At 66.4% G+C, this 19,832-nt stretch carries 13 protein-coding genes; 5 read left to right on the top strand and 8 right to left on the bottom strand.

The window, feature by feature from the left end:
* Window positions 1–31: 31 nt before the first annotated feature.
* Genes QF777_00290 through QF777_00305 form a run of 4 tightly spaced genes read left to right on the top strand, consistent with a single transcriptional unit; the run spans window position 32 to window position 6,726 of the window.
* Window positions 32–1,885, top strand: coding sequence for a methylmalonyl-CoA mutase family protein (locus QF777_00290; protein MDP6909986.1), 1,854 nt, complete (start codon window positions 32–34; stop codon window positions 1,883–1,885).
* Complete coding sequence (scpA, locus tag QF777_00295; GenBank protein MDP6909987.1) at window positions 1,882–4,101, top strand: methylmalonyl-CoA mutase; 2,220 nt, start codon at window positions 1,882–1,884, stop codon at window positions 4,099–4,101. The genes QF777_00290 and scpA overlap by 4 nt, the downstream gene beginning before the upstream one ends.
* A 7-nt stretch (window positions 4,102–4,108) precedes the next feature.
* Complete coding sequence (meaB, locus tag QF777_00300) at window positions 4,109–5,080, top strand: methylmalonyl Co-A mutase-associated GTPase MeaB (GenBank protein MDP6909988.1); 972 nt, start codon at window positions 4,109–4,111, stop codon at window positions 5,078–5,080.
* A gap of 23 nt (window positions 5,081–5,103) precedes the next feature.
* Entirely contained in the window at window positions 5,104–6,726 is a 1,623-nt protein-coding gene (locus QF777_00305) for a DUF839 domain-containing protein (protein MDP6909989.1), read from the top strand.
* On the opposite strand, the gene QF777_00310 is transcribed toward QF777_00305, so the two are convergent.
* Window positions 6,723–7,802, bottom strand: a complete 1,080-nt coding sequence (locus QF777_00310) for a ribonucleotide-diphosphate reductase subunit beta (protein ID MDP6909990.1) — start codon at window positions 7,800–7,802, stop codon at window positions 6,723–6,725. The genes QF777_00305 and QF777_00310 overlap by 4 nt on opposite strands.
* Complete coding sequence (locus QF777_00315; GenBank protein ID MDP6909991.1) at window positions 7,802–10,219, bottom strand: ribonucleoside-diphosphate reductase subunit alpha; 2,418 nt, start codon at window positions 10,217–10,219, stop codon at window positions 7,802–7,804. Before QF777_00315 ends, QF777_00310 begins: the two co-directional genes overlap by 1 nt.
* A gap of 341 nt (window positions 10,220–10,560) precedes the next feature.
* Here QF777_00315 and QF777_00320 point away from each other — a divergent pair, with 341 nt between their 5' ends.
* Window positions 10,561–11,532 carry a 2-oxoglutarate and iron-dependent oxygenase domain-containing protein gene (locus QF777_00320; GenBank protein MDP6909992.1) on the top strand — a complete coding sequence of 324 codons (972 nt, stop codon included), beginning with the start codon at window positions 10,561–10,563 and terminating at the stop codon, window positions 11,530–11,532.
* Window positions 11,533–11,562: 30 nt separating this feature from the next.
* On the opposite strand, the gene ileS is transcribed toward QF777_00320, so the two are convergent.
* From ileS to QF777_00350, 6 genes are all read right to left on the bottom strand, one after another.
* The gene (gene ileS, locus QF777_00325; GenBank protein ID MDP6909993.1) at window positions 11,563–14,733 is read right to left on the bottom strand and encodes an isoleucine--tRNA ligase; all 3,171 of its coding nucleotides are present in this window, start codon (window positions 14,731–14,733) and stop codon (window positions 11,563–11,565) included.
* 73 nt (window positions 14,734–14,806) lie between these two features.
* Complete coding sequence (locus QF777_00330; GenBank protein MDP6909994.1) at window positions 14,807–16,426, bottom strand: FadD3 family acyl-CoA ligase; 1,620 nt, start codon at window positions 16,424–16,426, stop codon at window positions 14,807–14,809.
* The gene (locus QF777_00335) at window positions 16,423–17,292 is read right to left on the bottom strand and encodes a phytanoyl-CoA dioxygenase family protein (protein ID MDP6909995.1); all 870 of its coding nucleotides are present in this window, start codon (window positions 17,290–17,292) and stop codon (window positions 16,423–16,425) included. The genes QF777_00330 and QF777_00335 overlap by 4 nt, the downstream gene beginning before the upstream one ends.
* Window positions 17,293–17,303: 11 nt before the next feature.
* On the bottom strand, window positions 17,304–17,831 hold the full coding sequence (locus tag QF777_00340) for a hypothetical protein (protein ID MDP6909996.1): 528 nt from the start codon (window positions 17,829–17,831) through the stop codon (window positions 17,304–17,306).
* A gap of 111 nt (window positions 17,832–17,942) precedes the next feature.
* Complete coding sequence (locus QF777_00345; GenBank protein ID MDP6909997.1) at window positions 17,943–18,887, bottom strand: TIGR03619 family F420-dependent LLM class oxidoreductase; 945 nt, start codon at window positions 18,885–18,887, stop codon at window positions 17,943–17,945.
* Window positions 18,888–18,945: 58 nt separating this feature from the next.
* Window positions 18,946–19,806: a CoA ester lyase gene (locus QF777_00350; GenBank protein ID MDP6909998.1), complete on the bottom strand. Its 861-nt coding sequence runs from the start codon at window positions 19,804–19,806 to the stop codon at window positions 18,946–18,948.
* Window positions 19,807–19,832 lie beyond the last annotated feature (26 nt).

Here is a 19,832-nt window from a genome sequence, read left to right on the forward strand (position 1 = left end):
GACCTGACGGACCGTCACCTACCATCTGCGCATGGATCCGCACGCCCTGTCGACTGACGGCTTCGTCACGGTTGACCGCGCCGAATGGGTGGCCCTCGCCGAGGCGGGGCTGCAGGGCCGCACGCTGGCGTCGCTGGCCACCATCACGGCCGACGGCATCGAGATCGCCCCCGTTTATTCGCCGGACGCCGACCGAGATCCGAACGGCTCCGACGATCGATTCGGACTTCCGGGTTCCGGCGACCGGACCCGTGGATCATCGGCTGCGGGACGGACGACCAACGGGTGGGACGTGCGGGCCCTGGTGGCTGACGACGGCCCGGACGCCGCCAACGCCACGGTGCTCGATGAACTCGAGCGGGGCTCCACCTCAGTGCTGCTCGACGTGGAGGCAATCGGCATCCGGTCGCTCGATGACCTCGACACCGTGTTGGCCGGTGTGCACCTCGAGATGGCGACCGTGGCCCTGATGCCCGGTCCGACCAGCGTGGCGGCCGCCGGATGGCTGCTCGACCTCTGGGAACAAAGGGGCACGCCGACCGATGAACAGGCCGGCCTCCTGGGTCTGGACCCGCTGGGTGTGGCAGCCCGTCACGGTGGTGAGCCAGACGTCGGTGATGGCGTGCTCGCCATCGTGGACCGTGCCCGGGGACTGCCCGGCGTTCGGGCGTTCACGGTGGATGGCACGGTGTTCGCCGACGCCGGGGCGAGCGACGCACGGGAGCTGGGCTGGACCACGGCCGGTGGGGTGGCCGTGCTACGGGCACTGGTCGATCATGGGTTGACCATCGACGAGGCTCTCGACCAGCTTGCCTTCACGTGGTCGGCCGATGCTGACCAGTTCCGGACCATCTGCCGGCTCCGAGCGGCGCGCCGACTCTGGGCCCGGGTTGCGGAGACAAGCGGCGCGGACACTGCCCATCGGGGACAGGTCCAGCACGCTATGGGTTCGGCGGTCGACCTGACCCGTCGGGATCCGTGGGGCAACCTCCTGCGGGGCACGGTGGCCGCATTCGCGGCTGGCATCGGTGGGGCCGACGCAGTGACGGTTCGTCCCTTCGACTCGGTTCTTGGTCGGTCCGACGCGTTCGGCCGACGAACGGCCCGCAATACCCAGGTACTTTTGCTCGAGGAGAGCGCCCTAGCTTCGGTCGTCGATCCGGCCGGTGGGTCCTGGTATGTCGAGGACCTGACGTCTCGCATGGCCGACGCAGCCTGGGACCGCTTCCGCGACGTCGAAGCGGCCGGAGGAATCGCCGCGGCGCTCACCTCGGGACTGATCGGCCGGGAAGCCGACGCCTGCTGGGAGGCTCGCCGGACCCGGCTGGCCACCCGGGCCGAAGCCATCACAGGCGTGTCAGAGTTCCCCGACCTCGACGAGAACCTCCCCGAACGGCCGCCGGCCCCGTCGGATCCGTCGGGGCCGTTACCTCTCCGACGCCGATCCGAGGCGTTCGAGGCCCTCCGGGACGCTGCGGACGCTGCGGAACTGACGCCCACGGTGCGCCTTGTAACGGTGGGCGATCTGGCCGATCACACGGCTCGGAGCACGTTCGTCACCAACCTTTACGCGGTGGCTGGCATCCGGGCGCTTGCTTGCCCCGCTTCGAACACCGGGTCGTCGGTGGCCGTGGTGTGTGGATCGGATGGTGGTTACACGGCGGAGGGTGTCGCCGTGGTGGCCGCCCTCCGGGCCGAGGGCATGTCCCGTATCCACCTGGCAGCTCGGGCGGCAAGCCTGGACGACGACTTGGTGGCTGCGCTGATTGGGGCGGGCGTCGACGAGTTCGTGCACGCCGGCTCCGATGTAATCGACCTGATGGGACGGACGCTGGATGCATTGGGTGTCGACACCCCGGTGGACGTCGAAGGGGAGTGGGCATGATCCCTGACTTCACGACAGTCTCTCTGGCGCCGGATACCGATGGTCGGGCTTCAGTCGACCCGGGTACAAGGGTTGATTCGGACGTATGGGTCGATCAGGTGGTGGCCGAGACGGGCTGCACACCCGACGAGTTGGCCCGCGACACCCCCGAACAGATCCGTGTGCCCATCCTCTCCACACCGGTCGAGGGTGCCGCCGACGGGTCTCTGAACACAGGAGTCACCGATGCCTGGCCGGGTGTCGCTCCGTACCTACGGGGCCCGTACCCGACGATGTACGCCAGCCAGCCGTGGACGGTGCGCCAGTACGCGGGCTATTCGACCGCCGAGGAGAGCAACGACTTCTACCGGCGCAACCTGGCCGCCGGCCAGAAGGGCCTCAGCGTGGCCTTCGACCTGCCCACCCACCGCGGCTATGACAGCGACCACCCGCGGGTGCCTGGTGACGTAGGAATGGCCGGGGTAGCCATCGATTCCATCTATGACATGCGGACACTGTTCGACGGAATCCCGTTGGATCGGATGAGCGTGTCGATGACCATGAACGGGGCGGTGCTGCCCATTCTGGCCCTGTACGTGGTGGCCGCCGAGGAGCAGGGGGTGTCGCCGGACCAGCTGGCCGGGACCATCCAGAACGACATCCTCAAGGAGTTCATGGTCCGGAACACGTACATCTATCCGCCGGGCCCGTCCATGCGGATCGTGTCGGACATTTTCGCCTTCACCAGCACCGAGATGCCCCGCTTCAACTCCATCTCCATCTCCGGCTACCACATGCAGGAAGCCGGGGCGACGGCCGACCTGGAACTGGCCTACACGTTGGCCGACGGCGTGGAATACGTGCGGGCCGGGATCGCCGCCGGACTGGAGGTCGACGCCTTCGCCCCCCGGTTGAGCTTCTTCTGGGCCATCGGCATGGACTTCTTCATGGAGGTGGCCAAGCTCCGGGCCGCCCGGCTCCTCTGGGCCGGCCTTATGCGCCAGTTCGAGCCGACTGACCCCCGGTCGTCGTCGCTGCGAACCCACTCCCAGACCTCAGGTTGGAGCCTCACCGCACAGGACGTCTACAACAACGTGGTCCGGACGTGCGTGGAAGCCATGGCCGCCACTCAGGGCCACACCCAGTCGCTGCACACCAACGGCCTGGACGAGGCCTTGGCGCTGCCCACCGACTTCTCGGCCCGTATCGCCCGCAATACCCAGTTGTTCCTCCAGCAGGAAAGCGGTACCTGTCGGGTGGCCGACCCGTGGGGCGGCAGTCACCATGTGGAGCGTCTCACCCGGGACCTTGCCGTGCGGGCGCTGGCCCACATGGATGAAGTGGAGGAATCAGGTGGTATGGCCAGAGCTATCGAGGCCGGGATTCCCAAGTTGCGGATCGAGGAGGCGGCGGCCCGTACCCAGGCCCGTATCGATTCCGGCCGCCAGTCGGTGGTCGGAGTGAACCGCTACCGGTTGGACACCGAGGATCCCCTCGAGGTGCGCAAGGTCGACAACGCCCAGGTCCGGGCTGACCAGTTAGCCAAGTTGGAACTCCTCCGGGCCGAGCGCAATCCGCAGGAGTGTGTCGCCGCACTGGAGGCCCTCACGAGAAGCGCGTCATCCGGTGATGGCAACCTGCTGGCGCTAGCCATCGACGCAGCGCGGGCGAGGGCTACGGTCGGGGAGATCAGCGACGCTCTCGAAAAGGTCTACGGGCGTTACGTGGCGGAGGTCCGCACCATCTCCGGAGTTTTCAACAGCGAGGTAGGCAATGGGGAGGCAGTGGCCTCGGCCCGTTCCCGAGTAGCGGCCTTCGAGGCCGACGCCGGTCGGCGCCCCCGGATCCTGGTGGCCAAGATGGGTCAGGATGGTCACGACCGCGGTCAGAAGGTCATCGCCACGGCATTTGCCGACCTGGGTTTCGACGTCGACATCGGGCCACTCTTCTCGACACCCGACGAGGTGGCCCGTCAGGCCGTCGAGAACGACGTCCACGTGGTGGGCGTGAGCTCGCTGGCCGCTGGTCACCTGACACTGATCCCAGAACTACGCGATGCCCTGACAGCCCACGGTCGCACTGATATCGCCATCGTGGTCGGTGGAGTCATCCCACCTGACGACCACGATGCGCTGCTGGCCGCTGGTGCAGCGGCGGTGTTTCCCCCGGGCACGGTGGTGGCCACCGCTGCCGTTGACCTGCTCGAAGCGCTGGTGGCCGGACCAGCCACCCGATAGACGATCCATGGACGTCCCCGAACTCGTCGACGGCGTGCTGGCCGGCGATCGAGCATCGATCGGTCGGGCCCTGACGCTCGTTGAGTCGAGCCACCCCGGCCACCAGGCCGAGGTGACCGCGCTGCTCGACGCCCTCTCACCCCACGCCTCGGATTCACACCGCGTGGGCATCACCGGGGTGCCGGGGGTGGGTAAGTCCACGTTCATCGAGTCTCTCGGGGGCCGCCTGACCGCGGCCGGCCGTCGGGTCGCCGTGGTGGCTGTCGATCCGACGAGCACGGTCACCGGCGGAAGCATCCTGGGCGACAAGACCCGCATGCTGAATCTGGCCAACGACCCGGCAGCGTTCGTCCGACCGTCGCCCAGTGCCGGAACGCTCGGCGGAGTGACCCGCACGACCCGGGAGTCGATGGTGGTGCTCGAGGCTGCTGGCTATGACGTGGTGCTCGTCGAGACAGTGGGCGTGGGCCAGTCCGAGATGGTGGTGGCCGGAATGGTCGACTTCTTCCTGTTACTGATGCTGCCGGGTGCCGGTGACGAACTTCAGGGCATCAAGAAGGGCGTGCTGGAGTTGGCCGACATGATCGCCGTGAACAAGGCCGACGGGGAGAATGCCCCGGCGGCCCGCACAGCGGTCCGGGACTACACGGCCGCGTTACGCCTCACCCACCCGACCAGCCCTACGTGGACCCCGCCGGTGGTGATGTGCGCCGGCCTGTCGGGCGAGGGTCTGGACGAGGTCTGGGGGCAGGTCGAGGCCCACCGCGTGGCGTTGACTGGCTCTGGCGAGTGGGCTGATCGGCGTCTAGCTCAACGTCTGGCCTGGATGTGGTCGATGGTCGAGGGCCGCCTACTAGCCGACCTCCGGGCCGATCCGGCGGTGCTGGACCTCCTTGGTGTCGTGGAGGCCGACGTCTTGGGCGGACGGACTTCACCGTCAACGGCCGCCCTTCGTCTACTCGACGCGTTCGGCACCTGACGGGCGTCCGGGAACCGGTGGAGATGGAACGGCGGGCGTTCCTGTGGGACGGCCTCCGGGCCGGAGCTGCGCTCGGTGTGACCAGCGGTGTGTGGGGGGCGGCCCTCCCGAGTGCACTGGCCGGCGGTCCGAGCGCCGGGCTGGGGTCGACGCCTTCGTCGGCGTTTTCGCCGGGCCCCTACGGATCGCTGGACGGTCGGACCCCTGATGGTCATGGCCTTGTGCTGCCCGAGGGATTTACTGCCCGGATCGTCGCCGAAGGCGGAGCACCGGTGGCCGGCACCGATCTCGTCTGGCCGCTGTTTCCCGACGGCAAGGGCACGGTGTCGGCTGACGACGGGGGATGGCTCCTCGTCTGCAACCACGAGGTATTCGACTTCCAGACACCAAATGGACCTCGTGGCGGGGCCTCGACCATCGGGTTCGCTCCCGACGGGTCGATCAGTGGCGCCTGGCCCGTCCTCGTCGGGAGCCACTCCAACAGCCGTGGGGCGGTCACCCCGTGGGAAACGTGGCTCTCCTGTCAGGAGGCGTTCGGCTCGGCGGCGGGCGACGGCAACGGCCTCGTCTGGGAATGTGACCCAACCGGTGGGCGACCAGCGGTGGCCCGCCTGGTGTTGGGACGTCGGACCCACGGATCGGTGGTCGTGGATCTCGGCGGGGGGCATGCCTACCTGACCGAAGCCCATCGGGACGGTCGTCTCTATCGGGTGGCCCTCTCCGATGTCGGCGACCCGTTGAGCGGAGCGGGCGACGAGTCCGGGCGGATGGAGGCCCTAGCCGTGGACCACGACGGTGGGGTCAGTTGGTTGTCGGTTCCCGACCCCGCTGGGTCGTTCCTCCCGACCCGGCTTCAGGCGCTCGACGGCCTGGTCACACCGATGGGCGGTGGCATCCAGATCCACGATGGGGTGCTGGTGTTCACCACCGGGCTCGACAACCAGGTCCACGCGGTGGACCTGGTGGCCGGCCACCACTCGGTGGTGTGGGACGGTTCGGGAGGACGTCGTCCGTTGCAAGGAATCGGCGACCTTGCGGTGGCTTCCTCCGGCGATCTATTCGTGTCCGAGGACCGAGGCGACATGGAGGTCGTGATGATCACGCCGACCGGGGAGGTGGCGCCGTTCTGCCGAATGGTCGGCAACGCCCACCGGTTCTCGGCGGTCACCGGACCGTGCTTCGACCCGTCAGGTACCCGGCTGTACGTCAGCTCGTTACGAGGCCGGGGCGAGGCCTTGGTGCGTGACGTGGTGCCCGATCTGGATTGGGGCACCGGGGCAGAAGGACGCCACGTCGGCGTGACCTACGAGATCAGTGGCCCCTTCCGCTCAGAGGCCGTGATTCTCGGAGGTCAGTCGACCACGACGGTGGTCCCGGCGTCGACGACTGGTGCACCATCTACGACAGCGGCCAACGAGGACACCGCTACGAGTCCGACCGTCACTACCACCGTCACCGCCTCGTCGACGACCGGCGAGCCCTCTGGAAAAGTTGCTGACGGCAACCCTGTCGAGAGTGAAACCACCAGAAGTCCCCGTGGGGACGGTGGGTTGGTAACGCCGATCGGTCTGGGTGCGGCGTTACTCGCTCTTGGCGGCGCCCTAGCCCTTCGCAGACGGCGGGACCGAGATATCGACGGGAGTTAGAACTCCTCGTCGAACGCCACGTCGCCCTCGACGCCCACCTGGTAGGCGGCCACAGTGCGTTCGAAGAAGTTCGTGACCTCCTGTACGTCTTGGAGCTCCATGAACCCGAACGGATTGGTGGTGTTGTAGCGGCGATCCAGGCCCAACTGGGCGAGGCGCTGGTCAGCTACGAACTGCAGGTACTGCTTCGTGTCGGCGGTCGACATGCCGGGCACGCCCTGGCCGAGGAGATCCTCAGCGAACTGGAACTCGCACTCGATGGCCTCGTCGAGCATCTCGTAGATGCGGTTGCTGAGGTCCTCGTCGAACAGGTTGGGTTGTTCACGGCGAACCGTGCTGATGACCTCGAAGGCAAAGTTCATGTGGCAGCTCTCGTCACGGAACACCCAGTTGGTGCCGGCGGCCAGGCCGTTGAGCAGGCCTTTAGAGCGGAGGAAGTACACGTAGGCAAAGGCAGCAAAAAAGAACAGCCCCTCGATACAGGCGGCGAAGCAGATGAGATTCAGTAGAAACGTCTTGCGTTTCTCGTCGGTGTCGAGGTCGCCGAGGTTTTCGGCAGCGTTCATCCACTTAAAGCAGAACTCGCCCTTCTTGGCGATCGACGGGATGCTGTGAATCGCCGTGAAGGCGGCCTCCCGCTCAGCCATATCGGGTATGTAGTTGTCCAACAGGGTCAGGTAGAACTGGACGTGCAGCGCCTCTTCGTAGAGCTGGCGCGACAGGTACATCCGGGCCTCGGGGGCGTTGATGTGCTGGTACAGGTTGAGCACCAGGTTGTTGGAGACGATCGAGTCGCCCGTGGCGAAGAAGGCCACCAACCGGTTGATGAGGTGCTTCTCGGCCGGGACGAGCTTGCGGTCCAGGTCGGGGATGTCGTCGGAGAAGTCGATCTCCTCGACTGTCCAGGTGTTCTTGATGGCGTCCCGGTACATCTCGTAGAACACCGGGTAACGCATGGGCCGCAGCGTCAGATCGAAACCGGGGTCCAAGATGTTGGCCCGGCGCGTGACCGGAGCGGCCTCCGGGGCCTCTAGGGGATCAGCAGCCGGGTCGAAGGGAACTTCTGCGAGAGCCATTAGTCGCACGCCTCACAGGACTCGGGGTTCTCCAAAGAGCAGGCCACGGCCTCCTCGTCGGAGAAGGTGGGCTTCTCGGCCGGTTCACCACCGCCGGTTGGATCCAGGGGTCCGCCGGTGGTCGTCTTGTTGATCCGGGTGGCCGGTCGGGACCGCAGGTAGTAGGTGGTCTTCACTCCAGACTTCCAAGCATGGAGGTACATGGAGCTGAGCTTGCCGATGGTCGGTGACTCCATGAACAGGTTTAACGACTGGCTCTGGTCGATGTAGGCACCCCGGGCAGCAGCCATGTCGATCAGCGATCGCATGGGTACCTCCCAGGCGGTGCGATAGACGTCTTTGAGGTCATCGGGCATGCCCTCGACGTCCTGGATGGAGCCCTCCGCCGTCTTCACCCGGTTGGCCATGGTCTCGTTCCACAGGCCCCGCTGCTGAAGCTCGCGCACCAGATAGCGGTTGATCTGCATGAACTCCCCCGACAGGGTCTCGCGCTTGAATAGGTTGGAGACTTGGGGTTCGATGCACTCGCAGCAGCCGGCGATTGAGGCGATGGTGGCCGTCGGTGCGATGGCGATGAGGAGCGAGTTGCGAAGGCCGTGCTCGGTTATCCGGGCCCTGAGGGTGTCCCAACGGGCGGTGTCGGACGGTGCGACGCCCCACAGGTCGAACTGCAGGTCGCCCTTGGCGGCCCGGGTCAGCCCGTAGTTCTCGTGTGCGCCGGAGGCCTCGGCGAGTTCCGTCGACGCCCAAAGGGCGTTGAAGTAGATCTCCTCGGAGATCCGTGACGACAGGGAGCGGGCCTCGTCCGAGTCGAACGGCATACCGAGCTTGAAGAAGACGTCCTGGAGGCCCATGAGACCCATGCCGACCGGTCGCCACGCCGAGTTCGACGTCGATGCCTCGGGGGTCGGGTAGTAGTTGATGTCGATGACCCGGTCGAGGAACGGCACTGCCAGGCGAACCACCTCGGCCAGACGGTCGAAGTCGAAGGTTCCATCGGTCACGAGGGCCCCCAGGTTGACCGAGCCGAGGTTGCACACCGCGGTCTCGTCCTGGTCGGTGACCTCGAGGATCTCGGTGCATAGGTTCGACAGATGGACGACACGCCCGTCGGTGCCCGTCTGGTTGCATTTCAGATTGGAGGCGTCCTTGAAGGTCATCCAGCCATTGCCGGTCTGGGCCAGCGATCGCATCATCCGGCTGTAGAGCTCACGGGCCGGGATCTGGCGCTCGTAGATGCCTGCTTCCTCGGCCTTGAGGTAGGCGGACTCGAAGTCGGGGCCGTACAGGTCGGTGAGGTGTGGAACATTTGCTGGGTCAAATAGCGACCATTGCCAGTCCTTTTCGACCCGTTCCATGAACAGGTCGGGAATCCAGTTGGCCAGGTTCAGGTTGTGGGTTCGACGCTGCGGGTCGCCGGTGTTCTCCTTGAGGTCGAGGAAGTCCTCGATGTCGGAGTGCCAGGACTCGAGGTAGACGCACGCCGCGCCCTTGCGGCGACCTCCCTGGTTAACCGCGGCGACGGAACTGTCGAGGGTCTTGAGCCACGGAATGATGCCGTTTGACAGGCCGTTCGTGCCCCGGATCAACGAGCCCTTGGAGCGGATGCGGTGCCACGCCACACCGATGCCGCCGGCGAACTTCGAGAGCTTGGCGATGTCGGTGTAACGCTTGTAGATGCCGTCGAGGCTGTCCTCGGGCGAGTCCAGCAGGTAGCAACTGGACATCTGCGGGTGACTGGTGCCCGAGTTGAAGAGTGTGGGGCTGGACGGTAGGTACGCCAGCGACGAGATGAGCCGGTAGAAGCGGATGGCCTCGTCGGGGCAGGTCGATAGACCGCAGGCCACACGCAGGAAGAAGTACTGCGGGGTCTCGACGACCATGCGGTTCTCCGGGTGGCGCAGGAGGTACCGGTCGTAGACGGTGCGAAGTCCGAAGAACTCGAACAGGTGATCGCGCTCGTCCTCAATGGTGTCGTTCAACTTGCGAGCATTGGTGGCTACGAACTCGGCCACCTCGGTACCGATGAGGCCCTGCTCGACGCCCATGGCCACCGACTGTGAGAAGGAGTGGATGTCCTGGTTGCGGACCTCCTTGTCGACCACCGTGGCCAGCAGGCGGGCGGCCAGACGAGAGTAGTTGGGCTCCTCGACGATGAAGGCCGCCGAGGTCCGGATCGACAACTCGTCGAGCTCCTCGGTGGTGGCGCCGTCGCACAGGCCCGAGATGGTCCTAGTGGCCACCCGCATCGGATCGACGCCCGGTAGGCCATCGGCACACCGTTCCACGGCTCGCACGATCTTGTTGACGTCGACCGCTTCCAGGTCGCCGTTGCGCTTCCGCACCCGCATGGTGGTGCTGGAGTTCTCGGTCGATTCGACGTCCGTGTCGCCGATCCGTTCATCCGTGAGTGCCATCTCGTGTCCTCTTCCCCGGTTCCCGCCGGTCGTCTCCTGAACCCTCCACCGTTGCCGGTGACCTGTCCCCTCGTTGTTCGGGTGATGGACCGTGGCCTCCCATCTTGTAACCGTCCCGGTTGCTCGGGTCGGTAGAGGGCGAGTCGGGTACTTCCTCCCGGGACTTGAATTGCACGCATGTAACTACAACCATGTCAAGTTATTCGTGCGGCCCGGGCAGGATTTCTTGAGAGTCGCGCCACGGGTGGTCGGGAAAGGATGAATACCGGGTGTATTCGCGCTCCGAGTGGTCGACGCCCAGCGGCGGCCGGTAGGCCGCAGTCCGGCCTAGCGTGTTGCTCGTGAGCCACTCCACCCCCATCCTCGACGTTGACCTCGCTGCATTCGAGAACGGTGACGAGGCAACCCGGCGAGCGGTGGTTGACGGGACGATGCGGAGCCTGACTACCGGCTTCGTCTACGTGCGCCACGACCTCTCCGAGAATCTTCTGGATGAGGCTTACGGTCGTCTGGCCGACTTCTTTGCCCTGCCCCGGGATCGCAAGGACCGCTACACGGTGCCTGGCGCCAACGGCCAGACCGGGTACACCGGCCTCCTCGTGGAGACGGCGGCCATCTCCGACGTGCCCGACTGGAAGGAGATGCTCAACTGGAGTGCCCCGGTTCCCGAGGGGCATCCGTTGAGGAAGCGCTTCCCCCATCGGTATGGCGAACAGGTGCTCCCAGATGAGGATCTGCCGGGCATTACCGAACTGCTAACGGCGTTCCACGAGGCCACGCTCGGCCTGCAGCGTCGGGTGTTGCGAATCCTGGCCGCAGGTCTCGGTGTCCACGAGAACTACTTCGACGTGATGCTGAACGATGGTGCCGCACTGACCCGGGCTCTGCATTACCCGTCCATGGACGCCGCCCCCGGCGATGAGCACGTGTGGGCGGCCGAGCATGGCGACATCAACCTCATCACCGCGCTGCCGCGGGCCACGGCTCCCGGTCTACAGGTCAAGGTTGGCGATTCTTGGGTGGATGCTTCGCCGCCGGACGGACACGTCATCATCAACACCGGGATCATGCTGGATCACCTGACCAACGGGGTGATCCCGCCGGGCATCCACCGGGTAGTGGCCAACGGCCCGGGCGAACGTCATTCGGTGGTGCAGTTCTGCCACCCCACGCCGTGGACCATGCTGGCGCCCATCTCGACATGCGTGACGCCGGATAATCCGCTCCGCTATCCGACGATCACGGCATCGGATCGGCTGGAACAGGTGATCTGGGAGATCAATCTCGTGGAGTCAGGTCGCCGGCTCGACTGAGAGCCCGCCCGCTTCCGGATGGTGCGCGCTTCAGGCGACGGTGAGTGAGAACTGGAGCTGGGCGCCCTCGATGGTCACCGCGGTCGCTCCGCCGTCCGGGCTGCTAGCTGGGTCGCCGTAGACGATGTCGGCGGCCAGGACCTGACCGGCCACATGGGCCTCATGGATGCGGATCGCGTCGAGTACCGCCTCATCGCCGTCGACCGTCAGTTTGATGCGGTCGGTTACCACCAGATCGGCGTCGCGTCGGGCCTGCTGGACATGGCGGACCACGTCACGGGCCAGACCCTCACAGGTCAGTTCGTCGGTCACCTCGGTATCGAGCACGACGACGGCGTCGCCACTACTCAACGCTCCAGCCGTGACCCCCTCGGGTGACTCGACGCCCAACTCGAACTCGTCGGCGGCCAGCACGTGGCCGGCTACGGTCACTGTCCCATCGTCATTGCGGACGTAGTCGCCGGATCGGGCTTTGGCGAACACTGACTGGACGTCTCCGCCGAGGCGGGGTCCGAGGGCCCGCCCGTCGGGGCGGAGCACGAACCGGGCATGGGATTCCAGGTCGTTGGTCAGGTGCACGGCCTTTACGTTGACTTCGTCGAGCAGCAGGTCGAGCAGCTCAGCGAGCGTTTCGCTGTCGGTGCCCGCCACCGACAACGACGACAGGGGAAGCCGCACCCGGAGACCGTGATCCTCGCGGAGTCGAAGGGCTGTCGAGGCCACATCGCGGAGGCGGTCCATCCGGTCCACGAGATCGGGGTCCGACGGGAGGTCCGCTGCATCAGGCCAGTCCTGGAGATGGACGCTGGTCGAGCCACCAGTCAGGCCAGTGTGGATCTCCTCGGCCACCATGGGCAAGAACGGGGCGGCTACTCGACAGAGGGTGACGAGCACCGTGTAGAGGGTGTCGTGTGCGTCGCGCTTGTCGACAGCCTCGTCGGTGTCGGCCGTCGGGTCGGTGGCCGCCCGGGCCCAGAAGCGGTCACGGCTGCGTCGGATGTACCAGTTGTTGAGGGCGTCGAGGAACCCCTGGATCTCGGAGGTGGCCCCGGGCAGGTCGTAGGTGTCCATTCGGTCCTGCACTGACTCGACGAGGCGGCGGGTCTTAGCCAGCAGATACCGGTCGAGCAGGTGGGTGGAGTCGGTCCGCATGGTGGCCCAGTGGCCGTCGACGTTCGCGTACAGCGTGAAGAATGAGTAGGCGTTCCAGACGGGCAGCAGCACCTGGCGCACCACATCGTCGATTCCGCTGTCGGTAATGCGAAGGTCGCCACCCCGGACGATGTTGGACGACATCAGGTACCAGCGCAGGGCATCGGCACCTTGGGCCTCGAAGATGGCCGATGGTTCGGTGTAGTTGCGGTGCTTCTTGGAGAGCTTTGCCCCGTCCTCGGCCAACAGGATCCCGTGGCAGATGACGTTCTGGAAGGCCGGTCGGTCAAACAGGGCGGTGGCCAACACGTGGAGGGTGTAGAACCAGCCGCGAGTCTGGTTGATGTACTCGACAATGAAGTCGGCCGGGAAGTGCTCCTCGAAACGCTCTCGGTTCTCGAACGGGTAGTGGAGTTGGGCGAATGGCATGGAGCCCGACTCGAACCAGCAGTCGAGCACCTCGGGCACTCGACGCATGGTGGAACGGCCGGTCGGATCGTCCGGGTTGGGTCGGGTCAGGTCATCGATGAACGGGCGGTGCAGATCGTCGGGCCGCACCCCGAAGTCTTGTTCGATCTCATCGAGACTGCCGTACACGTCAATGCGGGGGTAGTCAGGATCGTCGCTGCGCCACACCGGGATGGGTGAGCCCCAGAAGCGGTTCCGACTGATGGACCAGTCGCGCGCACCGTCCAGCCACATACCAAAGCGACCATCGCGGATGTGGTCGGGGACCCAGTTGATCTCGGCGTTGGTGGCCAGCATCCGTTCGCGCAGGTCGGTGACCTTCACGTACCACGACGAGATGGCCTTGTAGATGATCGGTGTGTCGGTGCGCCAGCAGTGCGGGTAGTTGTGTTCGTAGCTGTCGTGGCGGATGACGCGGCCCGCCTCCTTGAGGTGGCGGATGATGTCCGGATTGGCTTCGAAAACGTTCTGGCCGACCCACTGGGCGACGTCGTCGGTGAAACGACCTTGGTCATCGACGGGCACGGCCCTCCCGATGGGGATATCGGCGGCCTCGCAGGTCACCTGATCGTCCTCGCCGAACCCGGGAGCCATGTGGACAACGCCGGTGCCGTCGCCAGCATCTACGAAGTCGGCGGCGAGGACCCGGAAGGCATCGGTACGGTCGGCGAAGAAGTCGAACAGCGGGGTGTAGGTACGTCCCACCAGGTCACGGCCCGTGCAAGTGCCGACCTCGGTGGTGTCTTCGAGTTGGGCGGCGTAGCGCTCAACGGCATCGGTGCCGATGACTAGGACGGTGCCGTCGGCGTCGACTCGCAACGAGTAGCTGACATCGGGACCCACGGCGAGGGCCAGGTTCGACGGCAGGGTCCACGGTGTGGTCGTCCACGCCAGGATCCGCATGGGCCCCAGGTCGCTCTTGGCCGGATCCAGTTCGAATGCCACGGTGATGGCCGGGTCCTGGCGGGGTCGGGTGGCGTCGTCGAGGCGGATTTCGAAGTTAGATAGCGGGGTCTCGGCACCCCACGAGTAGGGCATGACCCGGAATGCCTCGTAGACGAGGCCCTTGTCCCAGAGCTGCTTGAACGCCCACATGACCGACTCCATGTAGTCGGGGTCCATGGTCTTGTAGTCGTCCTCGAAGTCGACCCACCGGGCCTGGCGGGTGACCGTCTTTTCCCATTCTCCGGTGTACCGCAGGACCGACTGTCGGCACTGGGCATTGAAGCGGTCGATGCCGTATTCGATGATGTCGGCCCGGCCGGCGACCGGGAGTTCCTTCTCGGCCTCCATCTCGGCGGGCAGGCCGTGGCAGTCCCAACCGAAGCGACGGTCGACCCGGTGGCCCCGCATGGTCTGGTAACGGGGGACAACGTCTTTTACGTAGCCGGTTAACAGGTGTCCATGGTGGGGCAGGCCGTTGGCGAACGGGGGGCCATCGTAGAAGACGTACTCCGACTCGGCGGGGCGGGCATCGACGGAGGCCAGGAAGGTCCCGTCGCTGGCCCAGCGGGCCAGCACGCGGTCCTCGATGGCCGGGAAGTCGGGTCGGCCCACTTCTGGGTAGGGGGTGTCGCTCATGACCGGGCTGAGGCTACCGGGGCGGTCCGAGGCAGTCGGGCCTGTCGGGCGGCTGGGTCGGGGCAGCGGCGGCTCAGCGGTCGCGCAGGGCGGCGGCCCGGTCCCGGAGTTCGAACTTGAGCACCTTGCCGCTGGCGTTCATCGGCAGGTGGTCGACCACCACCACTAGACGGGGGACCTTGTAGTTGGCCATGGCGTCGCGACACCAGGCCACGATCTGGTCGGGATCGGGTTCGCCGTCGACACAGCGGTCGGGTGCAGCGATGACGAAGGCTGCGCCGACCTCGCCCATGCGTTCGTCAGGGACACCAACCACGGCGACTTGGGCAATGGCCGGATGGTCGAGCATCAGGTGCTCGACCTCAGCGGGATACACGTTGAACCCGCCGTTGATGAACATGTCCTTCACTCGGTCGGTGATGTCGAGATAGCCGCGGGTGTCCATCACCCCGATGTCGCCGGTGTGGAGCCACCCGTCGGCGTCGATGGCCTCGGCGGTCTGCTCGGGTGAATCCAGGTAGCCGACCATCACGTTGTAGCCCCGGACGACCACCTCGCCCGGTGTGCCGGGAGGACACTCGGCGCCGTCGGCGTCGACGATCCGGACCTCGACATCGTCGATAGCCCGACCTGAGGTGCCGGCGATCGTCACCGGGTCGTCGTCGTGGCGACACATGGTGGCGATGCCCGATGCCTCGGTTAGTCCGTAGCCGGTGACCACCTTCTCGAATCCGAGCCGCTCGCGCATGTCGTGGATCATCTGGACGGGGATGGCCGCGGCACCGGTCACCGCCAGTCGCAACGACGAGAGGTCGAGGGCATTGATATCGGGATGGCTGAGGATCGTCTGGTAGATGGCTGGTGGGCCGGGGAGCATGGAGATGCGCTCCTCGGCCACCCTGCGCATGACCGACGGGACGTCGAACACCAGGTGCGGCACGAGGGTCACGCCCTTCATGAGGCAGGCCAGGATCCCCGAGTTGAGGCCGAAGGCGTGGAAGAACGGGTTGACGACCAGGTAGCGGTCGCCCTCCTCGAGACCGATTACGTCGCTCCATGAGAGGAACGCCCGGCAGATGGCCTCGTGGCGGAGCATGGCGCCCTTGGGGGCACCGGTGGTACCCGAGGTGAACATGATGTGACACAGGTCGTCGCCGGTCACCGCAGCGGAGCGTTCGGCCCGGTCAGCATCATCGACGGCATCTCCGGCGGCTAGAAAGTTGTCCCAGGCGGTGCTGCCTTCGGGTACAGCGCCACGGAGTACGACCACCTGGTCAAGGTGTGGGAGCCGGTCGGAGAGTCCGGTGGATCCCTCCCCGACCTCGTTCAGCATTGCCACGTAGTCGGTGTCGAGGAAGTCCGTGACGGTGAACAGGATGCGGGCTGAGGACCGGGCCAGCAGGTTGACTGCCTCACGGCCCTTGAAGCGGGTATTGACCGGCACGAGGACGGCACCGACACAGTGGGCACCGAGCGCGGCGACGGCCCATTCGGCGAGGTTGGGGGCCCACACGGCGATCCGGTCGCCGGGCTGGACGTCGTGGGCCATGAAGGCCCGGGCCGCGGCGTGGATCCGATCCCGGTACTGGGTGAACGTCCAGCGTCGGTCTTCGTCGACGAAGGCCTCACGGTCGCCGAAGCGGATGGCCGCGTCGTCGACCAACTGGGGAATGGTGGACCAGGGGGCGTTCACCGGGCCGACCCTACGGTCCGCCTCCAGACCACTGGACAACCGGGATGGTCGACCACCGGGTCACCGGATCGAACCTGATCATGGTGGGCCTTGGCGGGGACGCCGGGACGGAACCGGTAGTGGACGTCGTTGCCGCAGTAACGGACCGACACGGCCCGTCGACGAGACGTGGTCGAGCGGTTGGGGCCGGCGCCGTGGAGGGTGGCAGCGTGGTGGACGACGATGTCGCCCGGCTCAACGACGAAACGTACGAGGCGGGGGTCGTCAACGTCGATGGTGGGGACCGGTGTGCCTTCGGCGCCGGGGAGCGGTTCATCGGATACGAACCAGTTTGGGCGGTGGACGAGGCCAGATCGGTGCGAGCCGCGGAGGTAGGCCACGGCACCCGTGTCGACGGTTACCGGGTCGAGTGGAACCCAGGTGGTGCAGATGCGGTCACCTTCGAGGTGGAAGTAGCCGAGGTCCTGGTGGAGGGCCGTGGCCTCGGCGGTGCCGGGTTCCTTGACCAGCACCGAGTCCTCGTAGAGGTGGACGCGTTCGGCGTCCATCAGGGCGGCGGCGATGGCCGGAAGGGGCGAGGTGGCGGCAAAGGCGGCGAAGGCCGGGTCGTGGAGCCAGTGATCGACGCCCGACAGGAAACGACCCGGCCCGGTGGAATGGGGCTGCGTATCAGTCACGACGGCTCGGAGCGCCGTCATGTCGGTGGTGATCACTGGGTCAGCGATCGTGGCCTCCACCGGTTCGACGAGGAGTTCGACCCACTCGGTGGGGAGGATGGCCGGGAGGTGGACGACGCCGTCACGCACAAAAGCGTCGATCTCGTCATCGGTGACCGGCCGGAACGGCTCGGAGGTTGGGCCCGACATGGGGCCGGGTGCTACTCCTCTTCGTCGGGAGCGGCAGCCGGTGCGTCCTCGTCGTCGGGAGATGCGGCGGTTTCTTCCGCGGGGGCTTCTTCGCTGGGCGCCTCTTCAGCAGTTTCTTCGTCTGGGGTCTCGTCGGCGGTTTCTTCCGCGGGGGCTTCTTCGCTGGGCGCCTCTTCAGCAGTTTCTTCGTCTGGGGTCTCGTCGGCGGTTTCTTCCGCGGGGGCTTCTTCGCTGGGCGCCTCTTCAGCAGTTTCTTCGTCTGGGGCTTCGTTGTTCGGCGTGGCCTCCGTTTCGGGGACCTCCTCACCGTCGCGCAGGCGCTGCCAGAGGTCGACGGCCTCGCGCCATGTCGACTCGGCCTCGCTGACAGCCTCGGCACCGTCTCGGCCGTTCTGGGCGCGTTTGAACGCCTCGGCAGCTTCGTCCTTGGCCTTTACAGCCTTAGCCAGCCGTCGCTCAGCGGTCTTGGCGGCCTCGGCAGCCTCAGCGCGCCGGTTGAACAACAGCAGCGCCTTCTGGGTGTCGTCATCGACCTTCATCGTGCCTCCATGGACATCCCTCAAAATATTCGCTGCCCCATGATCGCCGATCCGGGGGCCAGTCCCACCCTCGATGTGGGTACTTGACGATTCACGTCCTCTGGCGTCCGTTCAGAGCAGGGGTCGGACTTGCTCACCGAAGGCAGACAATTGGTCCAGATATTCCTCGATGGTGCGTCCACGGAACTTGAGGTGGAAGACGTTCGCGCCCACATCGCGGTCGGCTCGGAGTTCGGCGGCAATGTGTTCGGGATCGCCGGTCAGCCAGGCCGGTGGCAGATCGTCGGGAGGGTCACCGATGTAGGTCCAACCGGGCATGATCCCGATGTCGAAGGTGGCATCCGGTCGCCCGGCCTCGTCGGCGGCCCGACGGATGGTGTCGATGATCTCCGCGTACTGGTCGCGCGAGGCGCCCATGGGGATGTAGCCGTCTCCGCGTCGACCGGTTCGCTTCCAGGCGGCGGACCCTGCGCCGCCCACCCAGATGGGGAGATCGCTGGATGCTGGGCCAGGGCTCACCCCAACGTCGCGGTAGGAGTACTGGGGGCCATCGTGGCTGACGTAGGTGTCGACGTATGCCCCCCGAACGGCGTCGATGCATTCGTCGAGGAGCTTTCCGCGACGGTGGTAGTCGACGCCGAGGGCGGCGAACTCTCCCTCTACGTGACCGGCACCGACCCCGAGGATCACCCGCTCGTCAGTGAGGTGGGCCAGTGTGCCGAAGGAGCTGGCCGTGAGGAGGGGGTGGCGGTAGGCGGCGATGAGCACGACCGAGAGCAGCCGGATGGACTCGGTCCGGGCCCCCAGCCAAGCGAGCGTGGCCACCGGGTCATACCAGGTGGTTCGCATGCCTGACGTGTACTCGTCGTCGGGGATGGCCACGTGATCACACACCCCGACAAAGTCGAGGCCGGCGGCCTCGGCGGCCCGGGCCACCCGGAGGAGGTCGGCCGGCGTGGCGTCGTCTTCCCAGGGGTCGGCCAGCGTCCGGGTAAGGGTTTGGATGGGAAGTTGGATCCCGTAGAGGGCTCCGCCCTCGGGTGTGATGCTGGCCATCGGTGTGCTGGTCTCCTGGGTGGCGGTTGTCGAGGGCCGGTTCGGGACGGGCCGTGGGTCAATCGGCGGCGGCCAGCAGGGCTCGGGCACGGCGGGCCACCGGTTCGTCGACCATTTTGCCGTTCACGGCGATGGAGGCATCGCCGGCGGCCAGAGCAGCGTCGTAAGCCTCGGCGATCTCGGTGGCCCAGGCCAGTTCATCGGCCGACGGCCGGAAGGCTTCGGTGGCGATCGGCACTTGTGAAGGGTGGATGCAGAGTTTCCCGCTGAAGCCGAGGGAGCGTGACTCGATGGCCTCGCGACGGAAGCGGTCCTCGTCTCCGAAGTCGGTCACCACCATGTCGATGGCCTGAATCCCACCAAGGTGCGCCGCCTGGGCGATCTGGGCACGAGCGACGGCCACCTCGTGGTTGCCCGGGGTACGGACACCTCCTAGGTCGGCGATGTAGTCCTCGGCGCCGAAGTAGCACCACTGGACCCGTGGATGGGTGGTGACGGTGCGGGCATCGACTACTCCGGCCACGGTCTCCAACCCGGCGACGATGGGGAGGTCGGGGTGGCCTGCAGCGTCGAGGGCAGCGGCTACGGCATCGACGGCGGCTACCGATTCGATTTTGGGGACGACCACACCGGTGAGGCCGACGGGCAGCCCATCGGACACGTCGACTGCGAAATGGCCGGTGTCGGCGGCGTTGATTCGCACGAACAGGCGGACCTCGGCGACTAGTTGGGGGGCGACCTGATGGGCGATGGCACGGGCTTCGGCCTTGCGGTCGGAGGGAACGGCATCCTCGAGGTCGATGACCGCCCCGCTTGGTGCTGACCGGGGGAGCTTGGTCAGCACCTCGGCCCGGTTGCCGGGGGCAAACAGCAGGCTGCGGAGGACGAGCTGTGTCGACGAGCCGGATCCGGGGGCCATGGGCTCGACGCTACCGACCGGCCCGG

It is taken from the genome of Acidimicrobiales bacterium, from assembly GCA_030747595.1.
GTDB lineage: Bacteria > Actinomycetota > Acidimicrobiia > Acidimicrobiales > MedAcidi-G1 > UBA9410.

What these genes read in the sequence shown, in the direction of transcription:
- ileS (MDP6909993.1), bottom strand. Translation starts at nt 14,733, where the DNA reads ATGAGCGACACCCCCTACCCAGAAGTGGGCCGACCCGACTTCCCGGCC.
- QF777_00310 (MDP6909990.1), bottom strand. Translation starts at nt 7,802, where the DNA reads ATGGCTCTCGCAGAAGTTCCCTTCGACCCGGCTGCTGATCCCCTAGAG.
- QF777_00350 (MDP6909998.1), bottom strand. Translation starts at nt 19,806, where the DNA reads ATGGCCCCCGGATCCGGCTCGTCGACACAGCTCGTCCTCCGCAGCCTG.
- QF777_00315 (MDP6909991.1), bottom strand. Translation starts at nt 10,219, where the DNA reads ATGGCACTCACGGATGAACGGATCGGCGACACGGACGTCGAATCGACC.
- meaB (MDP6909988.1), top strand. Translation starts at nt 4,109, where the DNA reads ATGGACGTCCCCGAACTCGTCGACGGCGTGCTGGCCGGCGATCGAGCA.
- scpA (MDP6909987.1), top strand. Translation starts at nt 1,882, where the DNA reads ATGATCCCTGACTTCACGACAGTCTCTCTGGCGCCGGATACCGATGGT.
- QF777_00290 (MDP6909986.1), top strand. Translation starts at nt 32, where the DNA reads ATGGATCCGCACGCCCTGTCGACTGACGGCTTCGTCACGGTTGACCGC.
- QF777_00340 (MDP6909996.1), bottom strand. Translation starts at nt 17,831, where the DNA reads ATGAAGGTCGATGACGACACCCAGAAGGCGCTGCTGTTGTTCAACCGG.
- QF777_00335 (MDP6909995.1), bottom strand. Translation starts at nt 17,292, where the DNA reads ATGTCGGGCCCAACCTCCGAGCCGTTCCGGCCGGTCACCGATGACGAG.
- QF777_00345 (MDP6909997.1), bottom strand. Translation starts at nt 18,887, where the DNA reads ATGGCCAGCATCACACCCGAGGGCGGAGCCCTCTACGGGATCCAACTT.
- QF777_00305 (MDP6909989.1), top strand. Translation starts at nt 5,104, where the DNA reads ATGGAACGGCGGGCGTTCCTGTGGGACGGCCTCCGGGCCGGAGCTGCG.